The sequence below is a fragment of the Aeromonas sp. S11(2024) genome (genome assembly GCF_041402345.1).
Lineage (GTDB): Bacteria > Pseudomonadota > Gammaproteobacteria > Enterobacterales > Aeromonadaceae > Aeromonas > Aeromonas veronii.
In genome coordinates, this window is sequence record NZ_JBGLRC010000027.1 from 37,863 (window position 1) to 54,715 (window position 16,853).

Consider the following 16,853-nt stretch of genomic DNA (forward strand, 5'->3'; position numbering starts at 1 on the left):
AACAGGATCCGAAAGAAACGAGTATTATCAACAGTCAGTTCGAGCGGCTGTGAGATGATAGTTCTAGCCGGTTCTTCGCATTTGTAGCCATTTTTATATTCAGTGATGAGGAAGTTAATTAATGTCAAAACCAGATATCCGGCTTCAGGACTCTCTTGTCGCAGGCTTGATTAACGGTGTGATCAACGGCTTGATTGCACACTGGCATTTCAAGGGGGTCGATTTTGTACCCTTGTCGGTCAATGCCATTGCCCACGAGCAGACATCGGTGTGGGGGGAGGCGGTATCCCTGACCTTCGGTCTGGGGATCATACTGTCGCTGATCACCGCCAAGCTGTTCGTCAACCATCTGCACAAGGCTCGTCCTGCGCTGCAAAGCAGCTTCAATCCCTCGTTTTTGCGCACCATGCTGCCTATAGCGATTACCCAGTGTGCTGCCCTGTTCGGCTGGTTTGTGGCGCTGGCGGTGATCTGGACCAAATACATGGGTGAAATGGCCGTCTCCAGCTTCTGGGCCGCCATTCTGGTCGGTGGATTTGCTTTTGTTATCACCCTGTTTATTGAATATCGCACCAAACAGAATCTGATCTTTAAGAAAGTTAGCCTTCTGGATTGATTCTGCCTCCCCATTTATTTCAGAAAAGGAATAACCCTCATGAGTGATCCGAAGAGCGCGGCAACCGAGAAAACGGCCGCTACCGTGCCTGCTGCACAGGACAAGACCAAGCAGGCCCGTTCGCTGACTTATGGTATTTTCCTGGCGGTTTTTATTCTCTGGATTTACAGCCTGTGGGCCGATCGGGTGACCCCCATGACCGATATGGGAAGAGTCAATGGCGAGGTGATCCGTCTTGCGCCGCAGGTATCCGGCCCGGTGGCCAGCATCCATGCCGCCAATAACGATGAGGTGTCGAAAGGGCAGTTGCTGGTCACCATCGAGAAAGCGCCGTTTGAGCTGGAGGAGAAGGCGGCCGAGCTCGCTTTGCAACAGGCTGCCCAGTCATACCATGCCGATTCTGCCTCCATCAAGGTTGCGAAAGCCAATGAGGCTTCCGCCCGCGCTGCTGCTAACAACGCCAGATTGCAGGTGGAGCGATATCGGGCCCTGCTGAAAAAGGGCACCATCAGCCGTGCAGCCATGGATGACAGCCTGACCCAGCTGCAAACCGCCGAGGCCAATCTGGCGCAAACCGTCTCTGCGCTGGAAAAGGCCCGTTTTGAGATTGGCCCGCGCGGTGAAGAGAACCCCGAGATTCAGGCCGTGCTCAACAAGCGAGCCCAGGCCCGCCTCAATCTCGAACACACCGAGCTGAAGGCACCCGCCAATGGTGTCATTACCAATCTGGCGCTGGCCAAAGGCAACTATGCCAGCGCAGGCCAGCCGCTGCTGACGTTTATCAATACCGATAAGCTCTGGCTGACCGCCATGGTGCGGGAGAACTCGCTGGCCTATTTGAAGCGGGATGATGCCGTCAAGCTGGTGTTTGATGCTTATCCGGGCCAGGTTTTCACCGGCAAGATCACTTCCATCGGTTTTGGCAGCAGTGGCAATGGCAGCCTGCAGGTCAATACCGGCACTGGGTTGCTGGATTCCCCTACCTCCCAGCCAAGCGCCCAGCGCTTCCCGGTCAATATCCAGTTTGATGACCTTCCGCCCGGCGTGAACCCGCGCTTCGGCGGTCGTGCTGTCGTCGCCTTCTACCCGGGAGAGTCCTATCTGGGTGAGCGGTTGGCAGATATCTGGATATGGGCATGGAGCTACATAAGCTATGTTTCATAGTCCAGCCAATGCCTTGCTGCGGGTAGCGCTGTTTCCGGTGCTGCTGCTGTTTTGGCAATTTGTCTTTGGTACGGATTTACCGCTGCTGGCCCCGGCCATGTGCGCGGTATTTCTCACCACCACCCATAACCCGCCACCGCTCATCATGGTGTTTCTGATGGCCGGGGTCTTGTATCTGACCTCCTGGATACAGGCATGGCTGGCAACCTTGTTGCTGGATTACCCCCATGTCTATTACCTCGCGCTGCTGGGCGTCTTCTACTGGTGCATGGATCGCACCCGAAAAAACGCGCAGGACCTGATAGCAATCCTGCTCATCGTGGCGACGGCCATGATTGCGGTGTTCGTCAAACAGAAGGGGATTTCGGTCGACCAGATACCGCTGGCGTTGCTTAAGAACATCTTCGTGGCAGGGTTTACCGCGTATCTGGCCTATTTCATCTTCCCGGGTGGTGAGCCGTTAACGGATGCCTCTGCAGCAGCCAGCAGTGCAGGCAAGACGCCTCATCAGGATTGGCACACTCTGTTCAAGGCGGTGCTGGTGCTGGCTACTCTCTGTGTCGGCATCACCCTGGATCTGGAGCAGAGCACCATCATTGCCATCGTGGTCGCGCTGATCATCAAGGATCCCAATCCGGCGCTGGGGCACAACTACGGTATCCGGCGGTTGCTGACCACCTATGCCAGCGTGCTCTATGCCGTGCCGCCCCTGATCATGTGCGTGTTTCAAACCAACCTGATTGGGCAACTGGGGGTCACTCTGGTGTGCGCCCTGTTTATGGGGATCCACGCCGTCGAGAGAAAGGCCAGTTACAACTCGATTCAGCTGCTCTATTCAAGCTATGTCGTGCTGGTGTTCTACTCGATTACCTCGACCAGCATCGATGCGCTGAGCGATGGCATGATCCGCTTCGGCTCGGTGATGCTGGCGGTGATCCTCGGGGTAATGGCACTGATTATCATGCAGCCCAGATCGCCTGCCGAGGTGGCAGTGCAGCGAGCCGACCACCACCCTGGCTGAGAACCTGCCTCTACTGCTTCAGCCGTAGTCATAAAAAAAGAGCCCTTGAGAAATCAGGGGCTCTTTTTATTGGCAAGCGAGGGTTAATCGATCAATCGATGTGATAGATCTGATTGTATGACTGTAAATGGCTATAAAAATCATAGGAATGATGTAATTTTTCTTATTTTTTTAAGAAACACTACCCAGGCAATGATGACTGCCCCGGTTTATGGTTAACCATCCCCAAAGGGATTCCTGATTTGTAGCTGGTCAGGATCTGCTCGAGCTCGTCATCGGAAATGGCCTTGTAGTCGATTCGCCTGACATCTGGAACATCGTGCCCTTCGGTAACCAGCTGTAATGCCCCTACGCTATCCTGGCCAATGCAACTGAGCAAATCGAATGGCTGGGTTGATGCCGCTTGATAACGTGCTACAACAGGCAAACAGAAAGATGATGTCGAAGTTTCAATCAATATGGGCAGCCAACCAGTCGAGACCTTGCTTTGCAAACGTAAACAGTTGGTCGCTATAGCCAGGAGCAATCACACTGAGAATTATCTCGGGGTCAATATTCAGATAGTCTTGCACCAGCGTATTGCGAAGGCCAATGAGCTTGCTCCAACAGATCAAAGTGTCGGGGCATAGCTCACCACGTAGGACAAGGAACTCGAATGCCTGATTGGCATCCTGTGGGGTATGGCCTGCCAGTGTTTTGGCCCAGTGTTTTGCCACGCCAATACTCGTTTCGATAGAAACCTGCAGGATTCGCTCGGCGGCGCGGTACTCCAGATTGGAAAGGGTACGCTGCGCCAGAATTGCCCGGATCTCTGACAGCTCCGCCTGGTAGCGCGACAAGCTGGTGCGCAAAGCGCCGATATAAGCGTTATCGCTCATCTCTACTTCTCTACTTAAATCGATAACCGAGAGTTTCCCCCAGAACTCATTGCACTACAGCGCCAGCAGTTCTTCAGTGCTGTATCCAGTAGTCCACTCTGTTTAGTCGGAGCAAAGGCCACCGCCAGATCCCAGTTGGTGCTCGGGCAAGCTGTCCCCTTGGTACGGTCATTTGGTAGTTTGAGACAGAATACTTGTCAGTATGGTGTCACATGGTTGGGATTTTGTACGTAACGTTCAATAGCCTGCCGCGCTGCGCTTGGCTGCTGGCTTGTTCGGTGAGTCGAAAAGATGACTCACCGAACAAGCCCAGCTTCTGTAGATTTCCTCCTTTGGCATCCCATTCAGCAGATCAGGAATGGTGAGCAACGTCGCTTAAATACCCAAATACAACTCAAAAGCGACTTTGTGATGACGGATCACACTTAAAGTTTGTGCTGTCAGATCAAAAGGCTATCGAAAGGTTGTGTTTCGATCGTCATGTGGTGGTTCTAAAAAGGTATACCCCATTAAAACCACTTAATACCCTCTCGAAAATCATATTGAAACCACTTATATTGAACCAATAATTGGGAACCAGTTTAAACAGACCGATGGGGGTTTCAATGTTCATACGGGCGTATTTACGTGCATCGACAGTGGAACAGGATGCTGAGCGGGCACGAGAGCTGCTGATTGGTTTTGCTGCTGAGCATGGCCATCAGATTGCCAGTTTCTATGTGGAGAATGAGTCTGGAGCGACGCTGGACAGGCCTGAGCTTATGAGGCTGATCCGCGACGCTGCAGATCGTGACATTGTGCTGGTAGAGCAGATTGATCGTCTGGCCCGTCTCAATCAGACGGATTGGCAAACACTGAAGCAGCTTTTGGCACAGAAACAGCTCTCCATCGTTTCTCCTGAGCTTCCGACTTCCTGGGTGGCATTACAGGGGGGCAGCCGCTCCGAGTTCACCAGCGCCATCTTGCAGGCTGTAAATGGCATGCTGTTGGATATGCTCGCAGCCGTTGCTCGTAAAGACTATGAAGATCGCCGTCGCAGGCAGCAGCAGGGTATTGCCAAGGCCAGGGATGAAGGGAAATACCGTGGTAGGCAGAAGGATGAGAAGAAGCGTCAGCACATCGCCAGGCTGTTGGTGACAGGCCACAGTTATTCCGCGATTCAGGAGATGCTTGGTTGCTCAAGGTACCTTATCGCCAGTGTGGCCAAGGAGACACGCAGTTAACTCCAGAAGTAGTAATTTTTGATGACCGGCCCACCCTTGCGCTTTGGGCGTGGGGTTGTCTTGAGGTTTTTCGCTGTCCAGATGAGTGCGATGCTCAGCGCAGTGAACAGCCCGGCGGGCCAGTGCCAGCAGGTGAGTGCGGCAAGAGCCATTAACTGCAACCTGGCCGTGATGGGGCGCCTGGTGGCCCAGGCCAGTATTGGCCAGCACCAGTAAACCGGTGGTAGGCAGATCAGCAGCCATGCTAACAGCGTGTCGCCAAGTGCCATCAAGCCCAGCGCAACCACCGCCATGAGGGCTATATCAGCGATCGGTTTCATGGTGTCTCTCTTTTGCTTGCGCCTTGTAGCTATACAGACTCCACACGAAGACAACCGTGAAGAAGGCCAGCAAGCCTACCATTCCCCAACTGAACGCATCCATCGTGTTACTCCACCAATGAACATGATTTCAGCATGGCACCGAAGGTATTGGTGTTCAATCAACTTATTGAAAATGTTGATTTTGTTCGTTCGTGACAAAGTTGGAATACTGGAATCCAGTGGCTTATTGACCAGTGGAATCAGCGCCTTTATCCCCAGCCAATCTCTGTCCAATTCCTTTCCACATAACTATCTATCTGGAATCTTGGTGCGGATATTCCAGATAGTGGAATGTCGCTTCAGGGCATGCTTCTTGGAATCTTGGTAGATGTTCTCCTATCTATCTGGAATTTAAGTATGGAGTGACCTGAGTCCACTTTAGCAGTGCATGGGCTTTCATTGCGCTAGAAAATACCTGTACCATCAGCATATTGTGGTGTTCTATCCAGTAGCATCTACAGAGTTAGTTCTGTCCGATCAAAAACACATGAATGAATAAATACTCATTTATAGTAAATAATTTTGTTGATTGTGTGCTTTTATAACCCGCAAACAAGAAAGCGGATGTAGTAGATGATTGTTATTAGGGATAAATATGGCCACCGTACGACATTCAGATGAAAGCGACGGGACTTTACCTGCTAGTGCTTGGGTTCGTTTTTTGCGCAGCTATGGTCCGACATCGAACAACCTGACGATGTTCGACGAGTATGTTTCGCGAGCTCTGGGGCGGGCAAAAGTGAAGCCTATTCGTTTGTCCACACCACTGTTAGAGGAGATGGTTCGGCACATAGAATCCCAAACTCCGGGATCTATTCTGATCGCCGGAACTGCTGGCGATGGCAAGACGTATCACTGTCGTGCTTTGTGGGAACGCATCGGGGGTGAACCAAATACTTGGGCTGCCAAGGGCAACGTTAAAGAACTTCGTCTAGCTGATGGGCGTTTAGTGGTCTTCATCAAGGACCTCTCCGAGTTTAATGGTGAGGAGAGTGATTGGCCTTTGCTGCGGCTCGAAAGATCGGTATTAGAAGGCGATGACTCAGAAGTCGTTATCCTTGCTGCAAATCATGGTCAGGTTCTTGATCGACTCCGCGACTTAGGTAAACGGCAAGACCGTATACACCCACTTCGCAAACCTCTTCAAGAGCGCTTTTTACAGGCTGGTTCGGCTCCTACTCGCTTGGCGGTATTCGACCTCAGTCGCTCGACCAGCCGCCAGACGCTAGATGAGGTAGCCAGAGTAGTAGCAGGCCATCCCGAGTGGGACAGGTGTCAGTGCTGTGCGCTCAAGGCAGAGGGAAAAGTCTGTCCCATCGACGAGAACCGCCGCAGGTTGTTGGGGGCGTTGGACGGTGGCCAGCTTTCTCGTCGCTTGGGAGACTTGGTTGAAATTGCTAGGCTCAACGGGCTGCATCTACCTATGCGCGACTTGCTAGCACTTTGCTCTAACATGGTCCTCGGCTGCTCTGATGCCAAGCTGGCAAAGGAAAACCTTATGACCTGCGAAGATGTTGCGAAGATCCAGGAGAGTGGTGATTTTGGTAAAACTAGCATCTATGTCAATGCGTTCGGCGCCAACTTGCCCAAGCGCAGGGCTTTTTACCGCCCTATTTTCAAGGCCATGTCCAGTTTTGGTGTGGGTAATGAGTCCACTAACACTGCAGAGGGACTGCTGGTTTATGGCAAGGACGATTTACGTCTAAAAGACGACTTCGAGCGCCTTGTCGCGAGCGATCCCATTTACGGTGCTACGCCCGCCTTTAAGGCGGCCCAAGACGCCTATTTAGAGGGGGATGAGGGTAGCCGTTTAGAAGGGGGATGCTCAGAGTTCCTCGCGATGCTTGAAGACCAGCGGCGCAGGCTCTTCTTTACACTTCCGGATGGTGAAGCTGGCTATCCAAATTGGTCGATGAGCGCCTTCCGCTTTGCTGGCGACTACTTAGTTCTTATAGAAGCACTGAAGGCGAAGAGATCTGTCAGCGATACTGTTCGTGGACGTATCGTAAAGGGTTTAAACAGGGTGTTGACGGGTCTCCTTATTGAAAATGTGGACCGTATTTTCATCGCCAGCTCTGGTGGCTTTACTCAAAGTCGGGTGAGTGTTTTGTGTGACCATGAGACGCTCTCCCGCAGGCAAGGCGGTATCGGTATGGCCATTAGGCTTGCTGAAGAAACGGGTTGTCCTCGACTCGACGTTTCGCTCGCTGTAGGTGCCGGCAATTCAGTTGTCTTTGACTTGACCCCCATCCGCCATGAGTTCCTCTCACGTGTAGCTGAAGGCGCTTTACCTGCGAGCTTTTCTAACGAATGCCTTGAAGACCTGTTGGCTTTCAAAGCGAAGCTTATACGCAAGGCAGAAATCGTTAGGAAGGCTGGTATGGTCGGCGATGATGACGAGATCGTCGATGAGTCCTCTGCGCTGACGCTTAACTTTATCGAGATTGAGAGCGGCGGTAGCGGCTTTTCTCGCACTGTGACTGTGAGGGCTCCGGAATGAACGCAATTATTAAGCGGCCAGAGATCAAAAGTGTTGATTTTTGTGTCGATGAAAACATTTGGGGGCATCGTCTTTATGATGAGCAGCTTCCTCACCTGACCGTTCTTGAGTTCCTTGGGGTACTCGGCTCTAACTTGGATCGGCCGCTCAGGCCCCATAAGGAGCTGATTGGGTTTGTCATGTTCAAGCCGCAGCGGCAAATTCGTTTGCGCGGGCTGTTGTTCAACAATCCCTACGTTGCATCAATTGCGGAAAGTGCAGTTTCAGACGAGGAGAAGTGGAAACAATGGCTTGAGCGTTTTCAACTAGGCGCAACAGGCAATGGCGATGAGGACATGACCTACTTACGTCAGTCATTCACCAGTTTTGATGACTTTGCCAAGGCTATCGAACTTCTGCGCTCTTCTTCGTTCGAATCACGGAGTAACAAGCGCTGGAGTTCTAAATTCGTCTTCCCTTTCGGCCCCGATGCCCTATACGAAGACCTAAATATCAGTGTTCGTGGAATGAGTAATGATCGCCGTTTCTTTGCCCGGACAGGCGAGCTGCTCTACCTCATGCTCACGCGAGCCAAGCGAGGAGCTGAACTTGGCGACATCCTGGTCAAAGGTCTATTCGATCATGAGGCGCCGATGAATCGGTTAGCCAAGGCTCTGCAGGGTGCACCGCAGCACGCCGATGAGCCTCGGCAATCTGGTTATCTTCCAGAGATCACAAATGCTCGTTTCGACCAAATCTGCGAGGATTGGCTGTCCATCCTGGCTAAAGAGATGCCGATCTATGATGCATTGGAGCACCTAATCGCGATCACCGGCCTGAACATGCTGCTCTACTTCTTGGAGCGAGCTAAGTGTGTCGCTGGCGATGACGAACCGGTGGAGTTTGTCTGTGAAATTATATCCAAGGAGCGCACCAAGATTCGAGCTCTCTCTGGCGATAGCTATCAGTTTAATCAAGGGTTGCCAGCAAAGGCAGTGAGAGCTCATGTTGAATCGATCCGGACTGAAGCTCGATGGGTTGCTGCTGATGATGCGGAGTTCCCGGAGTCCGAGCGTATAAAGCTCATGCGCGAACGCTTCCAATGGCCACCGACGGAAGGGGGAGATGATGAAGACTACACAAGCTGTAGCCCGGATGAATTGATCACAAACTTGGCCGATAACGCCTTGGCTCGCCATGCACAGCATATCGGAAAGATTCATGCGTCATGGTCACGTGCTATCGGGCTCAGTTCCCGTAGGCTTTCGAGGCGCACCCGCTACGCGCCTAACGATAAGTTACTTAAGTCGCTCGTAGTTTCCATCGTGAATGACAGGATGCAGTTCGACGAGTTTTTAGCTGAAGCAAAGCGCAGGTATGGCTTAGTGATTGGCGATGCTGAAGGCTCACGCTTGGTCGAAGCAAAGTTAGTAGACCAAGAAGAGCTCAGCAATAACCAAGATAATTTAGAAGCTCGACTGGTCGGTTTAGGCTTGGTTCGCAGGTTATCCGATTCTTGCTCGTTTGTAGAAAACCCATTTGCGTTTCAGGGAGAGGCAGAATGCTGACGGATCGCATTATTGGTCGCGTCGGCGCGAACATCCTCGCGCAACGCATATCTAACCCTGGTCAGCCTGGCGAACTGGCTGCTTTATTCAGGCTCGACAAGCTTGCAGCCAACCAAATTGCGGCGGTAGCGCAAGCTATCATTGCTAACCCAGACCTGCGCGCCAAAGTTGATCTTATGATCCCAGAGGTCTTGGTAGAAGGCCAAGGGCTACCCCCAGAAATTCTAATTGCTCACAACGCGGGTTACGTCCGCAACAATGCTTCGACCACCAAGGCGGCGATTCTTACAGCCAATGGCAACGAGCACAACCTGGCTGACACCCTGGGCCACGTAATGGCTCTAGGCGCCAAAGAGATGCGTGCTAACCCTGAATCGTGGGTTGAGGCAACACTCCACTCAGGTGGCATTGCCCCGGTGCCTGATGACAGAGCAGTTTTTCAGGCGGCTCTTGACGGATTATTTGCTACCTCTGAACTCTCGTTAGTGCAGCTTGGTGAGTTTTGTGCCGCCATTGTCGAGGCATCTACTTTACGTGGGTTACCTATCCGAGATGCTATTGGTTTTGCTTTGCCTTATGTGGGATTACCCAGAGACAGCTCCTATTTCTCGAATGCCAAGACTTTCGTTGCGTCACGTAAGCCGTGGCACAAGGCTTTCACCAATCTCTTTGCTCAGCGCGCGCCGTTGCTCAAAAAGCTTCGCCAAAATGGCCAGCCTCTAGACCCGGAAGAGATCTCCGAGCGTATAGAGGCTAACGCAGCAGAAATTACGGACGCGGCCCGACAAGCGCTCGAAGCCTTCGTCGCCTCTCCTCCCGGAGATCAAGAGGCTGCCAATGTTCTCGCCCAATTTGAGTGGGAGAGTGACGGCGTATATCTAGCTTTTGACAAACCCAAGGAAAAGCAGTTGGGTTTAGCGAAGTCGACAATTTACTTCTTCGACCATGAGTGTGACCAAGAAAGCTCGCTCGATGATGAGGATCGCAAGCATCTGGAAGATCTAGATAGTCGTGAACGGCGATCCGAGTTTACTGAGGAAGACGAAGTTTTTTTCGTCAAGCAGCGAAGGCTCTTGGAGCAAGACCCTAAACTTTGCTCGCGCTGGGAGAAAGCTCTCTACGGTAAGCCTATTGAATGCAATGATTTCTTCGAAGGTTTTGCTAGGGTAATCAACAGCCTGCACGCAGGCCTTCGAGATCCACAAGGAGAGCGAATCCTACGTTTTACTGTGACCAAGGGCCGCAAGGAATGGCGCGAGCGATTTAACTATGATGCCGGCAGCTACTTCTCAGCAATGTATCGTGGCTTAAAGGAGCTTATGGGTTCCAAGGTGCAGTGGAAGGTAGAGCGGCTGGGTAATGCAAATCTGCCAGATCCTCTTTTCGATTATGAAGCCTTTTTCGCCATGGAGAAGGAACTCCGCAACGATAAAAAGAGCAAGGTTCGTCCTAACTCGTCTTTATCTCGCCAAGCCTTGCAGATCAAGTTTGATGTTGCCTTGATCCAAGTCGCTAAAGGCAAAGAGACCGTACTGGCAAAGACTCAGCTCCTTTGGAGTTACAAACCCACGTCTATTGGTTTGTCGATGGTTGCTGACATGAAACGTCTCTTGGATAAGGGCGCAGTAGGTTGCACGGAGGTACCTCGCCGCCTTGTTAGCAAAAAAGGGGGGGTACAAAGTGTTTCGTTACTCGATACAGGCACTTTGGAAGCGACATATTCGACTGATGCAGGCTCGTTGGTTCCAGCGACGAGCAGGCTGCGGAGCTTTCGCCAGGAGATAAAAAATCGGATCAAAGATCTTGCTCAGGAAGGTCGGTTGACTCAAGACCAGTATAAAGAAGTAAAAACTGCGTGGGATACGTTCGAGCAAGACTATATCAGCGCGATGGAGTGCTTCATCAATACAGGGTTGCAGGGCGATGCGATTATGCGTCAGGCCGAGTCTTTTGCCACTCTGTTGAATACCCTGATGGCACATGCTCGTGGTGACGTTTGCCGTTCACGGCTCGTTTCCGAAATACTCTCTGTGGGAATGGCCCGCATTGTTGGCGACAATCCAGCAATGATCATCCCTCCGTGGCAGCCAGAGCGCATGAAGGCCTTGGCTGTGAAGACGCGGCGCATTGCCGGTTTCGCCGGCCATTTGCTATCGAGCAGCCGCATACTTTATGGCGACCGCGAGATCTTCATGCGAGAGCTTTCTGACGAAATAGCTCATCCGTTCTATCCGGAGATCGCGGTTCTCAATCTGGATGGTGCTATGGCGCTGGTTTCCGTGAGCAGCACAGTCAACGGCTATAGCTTACTGGAGTCGCCCACTCATGGCGCGAAGGAAGCCATGACCGATGTCGATCCGACAGCCGCGGCCAAACAAGCGCGCGAGCTTTTGGAACGTTATGTTGGACTGCAGCCCCATGAGGCAAACAACCTTAGCGTTGTACTCTATAATGCAGATGCAGCCGAGCTACCTCTCGCCACTGTCCGAGAACTTTCATCTATCCAAGAAGATGGCAAGCTTCAGTGTAGCGTTTCAGTGCGCCACTCAGATCCAAGTAAGCTACGAAGGATTTATGGTGAACTCGTCAATAAGGCAGGAGACGATCCCGATCTGCCAGTGGTGAGTGAAACTAGCGATAATTTCATATCGAAGCTGCGGATTTCAGTGACGCCCCTTTCGGCTACCCCACGTGAGAGTGCGCAAGGTTTCAAGGCCTTCGATGTCGCCTTCCTGCATGACGTAGTTGCGCGAGCAGCACAGACCGAGTGGCTCCCTGTTGCCTGGTCTAACGATCGGTCCAACGTGGATCATGCCCCTTCGCGCTGGTCTTATCGAAGCGTGTCTGGTGAGAACGAGTTGAAGTCAACTACATTCCTGACCTGCCCATGGCAAACAGCATCTGGCTGGGCATATGTGTCGGCTGTGGCTGCTGTTTGTCGCCAGACGGACGTATTGCAAGGAGAGCGATTCCTGCCTGCTCGTCGTATTTCTTTGCAAAGCCCAGAGCTAGCCTCAATGGTCAAGGATGCACATGAGCTGGCTGAATGGGTGGCTACCTACGATGAGCTTCTCGATAAGCGTCAGCTCCAACACAACGACATTACTGTGGTGCGTTACCGCCGGGGCTCGACCAATGGCCGTAATATGATTGTCAGTTCCACCTCGGAACTCCGGCTGCTGGATGTGCTCGTTCGCAGGCGCCTGCAAGAGTTGAACCTCCAACTTCAGCCTGATGAAGTCCAGGTTGCTGCGGACAAAGCGAAGCGTGATGCGCTTTCAATCTCCGGCGATATTGTGCTTCGTGCGGCTAAACGAGGTGTTTCCGCTGGAGAGATGATCGGCCTTGTGCTTAGCCGCTACCTGCTTACTGAGGAGTTCAAAGCCGCAGGAAAGCACAGCCTGACCGCCTATTTCTTACTTGACGATTATGCAAGCTGGCTATCACAGCCTGAGAGCCGCATAGCGGATATTTTGGCGCTCAACGTCGAAGAACACGATGATAACGTCCGAGTCGTCATAGCTATTGTTGAGTCAAAATATGTCGGGGTTGATGGACTTGCCAATGCGCGTCGTGGTTCCAAAGACCAACTCCTAGCAACCTTAGGTATGTTTCGAGAGGCCCTTTTTGGTGACCCAGGCCGCCTTGATCGGGATGTCTGGTTGGCACGTTTGGCAGATATGCTTATCGATGCGGACATTCCGCCCGGTATGACAGGATTGATGGAGCGTGCCCGCGTTAAGTTGCGAGAGGGGAATGTAGAGATCTCTTTAAGAGGTTACTCGCACGTCTATATCCACAATTCGGATGCAGGTTCAGTTTCGGCATCAGATCAAGATTTGTTGGATGACACCGAGGGCGTAAGGGCTTGGCAAGAAGTCTTCGACAGGCCGGATGTGCGAAAACTCATCGAAAATTATGCCAAAGGCCTAGGGGCTCACGACGCCCGGGCGGGTCTTGGTGCTCAACAGCCTTGGTGTGGGCACTCTTTCAAAAAGCCCGCACCAAGAGTGCAATGGTTGGCCACAATTGATCAATTAAGCAGTAGTCAAGCTGACTCCTCTTATGAGCCACTTTCGGGTTGTGTCGTTTCGACGGCTGAGCCGAACAGTCTTGTGCAAAAGCCTTCGGCTATCAAAGATGAGTTGGCCCCAGTCTCCCCATCCGATACTGCTTCTGTTAAGAGCCAGGTTACTGCCACTCTCACCGGGTTGGGGGAGACGTTTTCCAAGCTGGTTGCATCGAAGTTTGCCGGTAGTGCGCAAGCTGATGCCGAGAGGGAGGTGTGGGCCGAAAATGTAACCAAGAAGCTAAAAGCCGCGCTTAATAGTTACGGCCATCAGGCTGCTATCTTGGGCACACGCTTGACTCCTAACGGTTGCCTAGTCCGTTTGGCGGGCTCAGATAAACTTCGTGTCGAAGACATCGAGAACAAGCGTACTCAGCTTTTGACCACCCATGCGATCAGCCTTGTCACAGTCCAACCCAAACCGGGAGAGATTGTGGTGACGGTCGCGGGCGCAAAAAGGCAGGCTGTCTCTCTTTGGGAGCTTTGGTCGCGTCGAGAGCTAAACAGAAATGTTGCGGGTATCAACACTTCATTCTTGCTAGGGCTCCAAGAAATCAACGGTGCGCTCCTGTATCTGAATTTGGGCTCTGAGTTCGGCGGGCTATCATCTCATGAACCCCACTCGTTGGTGGCTGGGGCTACAGGTAGCGGCAAATCAGTACTCATACAGGCGCTGCTATTAGATATTGCCGCGACTAACCCAAAGGAACTCGCCCAAATCATTTTGATTGACCCGAAGATGGGAGTGGATTACGCACCTCTGGCCGACTTGCCTCATATGCGCGATGAGATTGTAACTACCAAGGAAAAAGCCGCCGAAGTGCTCGAGGCTTTGGTACAAGAGATGGAGGATCGATACCGCGCCTTCGCAAGAGTCAGAGCGCGGGACTTACCCTCCTACAATTCAAAGGCTTCGGTCGAAGAGCGGCTTCCAATGATCTTCTTGGTTCACGACGAGTTTGCCGACTGGATGCTTGATGACGCCTACAAATCGGCTGTCGGAGCGGCAGTCCAACGATTGGGAGTGAAGGCCCGAGCTGCAGGTATTCACTTAATCTTCGCAGCTCAGCGCCCTGACAAGGATGTGATGCCGATGCAACTTCGTGAAAACTTAGGCAATCGCTTGATTTTAAAGGTATCCAGCGAGGCAACATCAAAGATCGCGCTTGATAGAGCTGGAGCCGAGTTATTACTGGGCAGAGGCCATTTGGCTGCCAAGCTCAATGGCGAACAGGGCCTTGTCTTTGCTCAAGCACCTTTTCTTTCTGATCTGGATATCGATTTAGCTGTTACTGCGATCCAAACTGACAACGATCTGCGAGGAGATAAAGTTGAAGGTTGATGATGCGGTTGAGACCATCGCGAAATTTTTTAACGATCTGATCAGTGCTTGTGTGCCTGGTTTGGTGCTAGCTATCGGATTATTAGTGATGCACCTTGGACCCGCTTTCGTTCAGTCACTACTTATATTAACGGAAGGAGTTGGTGGTGGGTTAACAATGATCGGCTTACTCTTTGCTCTCGGGCATACACTTCTGGCTGCAAATCAAATAGCTTTAAAACCACTATTTACTAGCACAAAAATCTTAAAATCCTTTAATGAGGATGCAGCAAAAAAGCGGCAATCGTATAAATGGTTTTTGGAGATAGTAGAGTCCCAACAAGGCACTGGACAAGCTGCTTGGGATTTCCATGATCTTAGAGCGGTTGCCTTGTCGGTTTCAGCAGAAGCCGCAATGCTAGGAAGAAAGTTCATGTTTATCTCATTGCTCTGCAGTGGAGTCGGAACAGCTTTGTTGATAATTTGTGTTGACTACCTATTGTGCTCAATTTTTATGCCTAACTTAATTTATAGCTATGTGCTGGCCGCGCCTTGGTATGCACAAGCTACTTTGCTCTTTGGTACAGCAATATTACTATTTCAACAAGGTACTAATTTTTATAGTAGGGCAATGACAACACCATTCTCTGTAGCTGTTGCAGAAATAAAGATGAAGCAAACTACCAATGAATCAAATTCGTAAGAAGATATATCTCGCGGGTGGATTTCGCTCTGGTTGGCAAGAGACTGCAAAATCTAAGCTTGATGGGTTTGAGCTTCTAGACCCAGGAGCTCATTGTATCAAGGATCCTCTCGAATATACCCGTTGGGATTTGGCTGCGATCCGTGATTCAAATATCGTGTTAGCCAACATGGAGGCTTCTAATCCTGGTGGTTACGCACTAGCTTTGGAGGTGGGTTTCGCAAAGGCTCTTGGGAAGTCAATTTATCTAGTAGACCAAATAGAAGACCCTTCGATCAGTCATTACTTTGAAATGGTAAGGCAATGTTCTGATAGAGTATTCAAAACACTGGAGGAGGCTATCTTGCACATTAAGACAATTGAGAGTAGATAGGTTAGTCGGATTGACGCGTATGATTTTATTTGTATAGCTGTCTTCCAGACACACACCTGAAAAACTGTAGTGGTCAACTAAATCCGGACACTTGCTTAGGCCGAACCTCGGCTTTTGCTGGCGGTATCCCGTCATTGTATTGATGTGGACGCCGCCAGTTGTAGTAATCCATCAGGTAATAACTGATATCCCGCTTTGCCTCCCGCACGCTCATGTATCCCATAGCCGGGAGCCACTCTGACTTCAGGCTTCTGAACAGCCGTTCCATCGGGGTATTATCCCAGCAGTTGCCACGCCGACTCATACTCTGGGTCATGCGATAGCGCCACAGTCGTTGTCGAAATGCCCGGCTACCATATTGGCTGCCCTGGTCAGAGTGAAATAGCACACCTGATGGGCAACCCCGCTGCTGATAGGCCATCTCTAGTGCTTTGATGGCCAATTCTGCATCAGGTTTATCAGACATCGCCCATCCCACGACCCGCCGGGTATGCAGGTCAAGAACCGCTGCCAGGTAATGCCAACGACCACCTGCCCAGACGTAGGTGATATCGCCACACCACACCTGATTGGGTTGCTGGACATCATATTCGCGGGCCAGCAGATTGGGAATATCCGGTCGTTCAGACTGTGCCACCTTATAGCGGTGTGCGCCCGGCTGTTTGGATGCCAGCCCGGCTTCCTTCATCAGGTTACGTACTTTGAATCGGCCAATCTGATACCCCAACTCTCGCATCATCGACATCAAGGCGCGGCTGCCCGCTGAGCTCCGGCTTTCTTTGAACAACCGGCGCAACTCGCTGCGCTGCTGCATACGTTCACGGTTAATCGTCCGCCTGCGAGCCAGATAGTCGTAAAAACAGGATGTTGGAACATCGAAAGCGCAGCAGACCAAGGTGATGGGGGCTTGCTCCCTTAATCGGTCTATCAGCGCGTACGTGTGAACTCGTCCGCCATCAAGAGAGCAGTAGCCTTCCTAAGAAACACCCTCGATTGCCTGTAGGATAAAACCAAATTCGGCGGCCCGACGGTGCAATCCCTTGACCACCCGATCGCGGTACTGCTGCTCGTAGTGA

11 protein-coding genes and 1 pseudogene are annotated in these 16,853 nt (G+C 51.7%); 9 read left to right on the forward strand and 3 right to left on the reverse strand.

The genetic code is table 11. The annotated features are described in order from the left end of the window. Positions 1-121 precede the first annotated feature (121 nt). Genes ACB040_RS17500 through ACB040_RS17510 form a run of 3 tightly spaced genes read left to right on the forward strand, consistent with a single transcriptional unit; the run spans position 122 to position 2,801 of the window. Complete coding sequence (locus ACB040_RS17500) at positions 122-616, forward strand: permease (RefSeq protein WP_151286439.1); 495 nt, start codon at positions 122-124, stop codon at positions 614-616. Between the two features lie 39 nt (positions 617-655). Beyond that, positions 656-1,780 (forward strand): HlyD family secretion protein, encoded by a 1,125-nt coding sequence (locus ACB040_RS17505; RefSeq protein WP_151286438.1) that lies wholly within the window; start codon positions 656-658, stop codon positions 1,778-1,780. After that, entirely contained in the window at positions 1,770-2,801 is a 1,032-nt protein-coding gene (locus ACB040_RS17510; protein WP_167565534.1) for a DUF2955 domain-containing protein, read from the forward strand. Before ACB040_RS17505 ends, ACB040_RS17510 begins: the two co-directional genes overlap by 11 nt. A 449-nt stretch (positions 2,802-3,250) precedes the next feature. Here ACB040_RS17510 and ACB040_RS17515 read toward each other — a convergent pair whose 3' ends face one another. Continuing rightward, positions 3,251-3,679 carry a DUF86 domain-containing protein gene (locus ACB040_RS17515; RefSeq protein WP_371155787.1) on the reverse strand — a complete coding sequence of 143 codons (429 nt, stop codon included), beginning with the start codon at positions 3,677-3,679 and terminating at the stop codon, positions 3,251-3,253. Positions 3,680-4,284: 605 nt separating this feature from the next. Between ACB040_RS17515 and ACB040_RS17520 the strand changes: the two genes are divergently transcribed. Continuing rightward, positions 4,285-4,902, forward strand: a complete 618-nt coding sequence (locus ACB040_RS17520) for a recombinase family protein (RefSeq protein ID WP_058059818.1) — start codon at positions 4,285-4,287, stop codon at positions 4,900-4,902. Here the strand turns inward: ACB040_RS17520 and ACB040_RS17525 are convergent. Then, positions 4,899-5,222, reverse strand: a complete 324-nt coding sequence (locus tag ACB040_RS17525) for a hypothetical protein (RefSeq protein ID WP_371155789.1) — start codon at positions 5,220-5,222, stop codon at positions 4,899-4,901. The two genes, ACB040_RS17520 and ACB040_RS17525, sit on opposite strands and share 4 nt — an antisense overlap. Positions 5,223-5,859: 637 nt before the next feature. Between ACB040_RS17525 and ACB040_RS17530 the strand changes: the two genes are divergently transcribed. The 5 genes from ACB040_RS17530 to ACB040_RS17550 are packed head-to-tail and all read left to right on the forward strand — an operon-like array spanning position 5,860 to position 15,777. Then, positions 5,860-7,764 (forward strand): hypothetical protein, encoded by a 1,905-nt coding sequence (locus tag ACB040_RS17530; RefSeq protein ID WP_106844457.1) that lies wholly within the window; start codon positions 5,860-5,862, stop codon positions 7,762-7,764. Continuing rightward, positions 7,761-9,311, forward strand: coding sequence for a hypothetical protein (locus ACB040_RS17535; RefSeq protein WP_106844456.1), 1,551 nt, complete (start codon positions 7,761-7,763; stop codon positions 9,309-9,311). Before ACB040_RS17530 ends, ACB040_RS17535 begins: the two co-directional genes overlap by 4 nt. Further along, on the forward strand, positions 9,305-14,722 hold the full coding sequence (locus tag ACB040_RS17540) for an FtsK/SpoIIIE domain-containing protein (RefSeq protein ID WP_106844455.1): 5,418 nt from the start codon (positions 9,305-9,307) through the stop codon (positions 14,720-14,722). Before ACB040_RS17535 ends, ACB040_RS17540 begins: the two co-directional genes overlap by 7 nt. Further along, positions 14,712-15,404, forward strand: a complete 693-nt coding sequence (locus ACB040_RS17545; protein ID WP_106844454.1) for a hypothetical protein — start codon at positions 14,712-14,714, stop codon at positions 15,402-15,404. The genes ACB040_RS17540 and ACB040_RS17545 overlap by 11 nt, the downstream gene beginning before the upstream one ends. Beyond that, positions 15,388-15,777 (forward strand): hypothetical protein, encoded by a 390-nt coding sequence (locus ACB040_RS17550; RefSeq protein WP_106844453.1) that lies wholly within the window; start codon positions 15,388-15,390, stop codon positions 15,775-15,777. The genes ACB040_RS17545 and ACB040_RS17550 overlap by 17 nt, the downstream gene beginning before the upstream one ends. A gap of 73 nt (positions 15,778-15,850) precedes the next feature. Here the strand turns inward: ACB040_RS17550 and ACB040_RS17555 are convergent. Further along, positions 15,851-16,753 (reverse strand): annotated as a pseudogene (locus ACB040_RS17555) (IS3 family transposase); the annotation flags it as partial. Between the last annotated feature and the right edge of the window lie 100 nt (positions 16,754-16,853).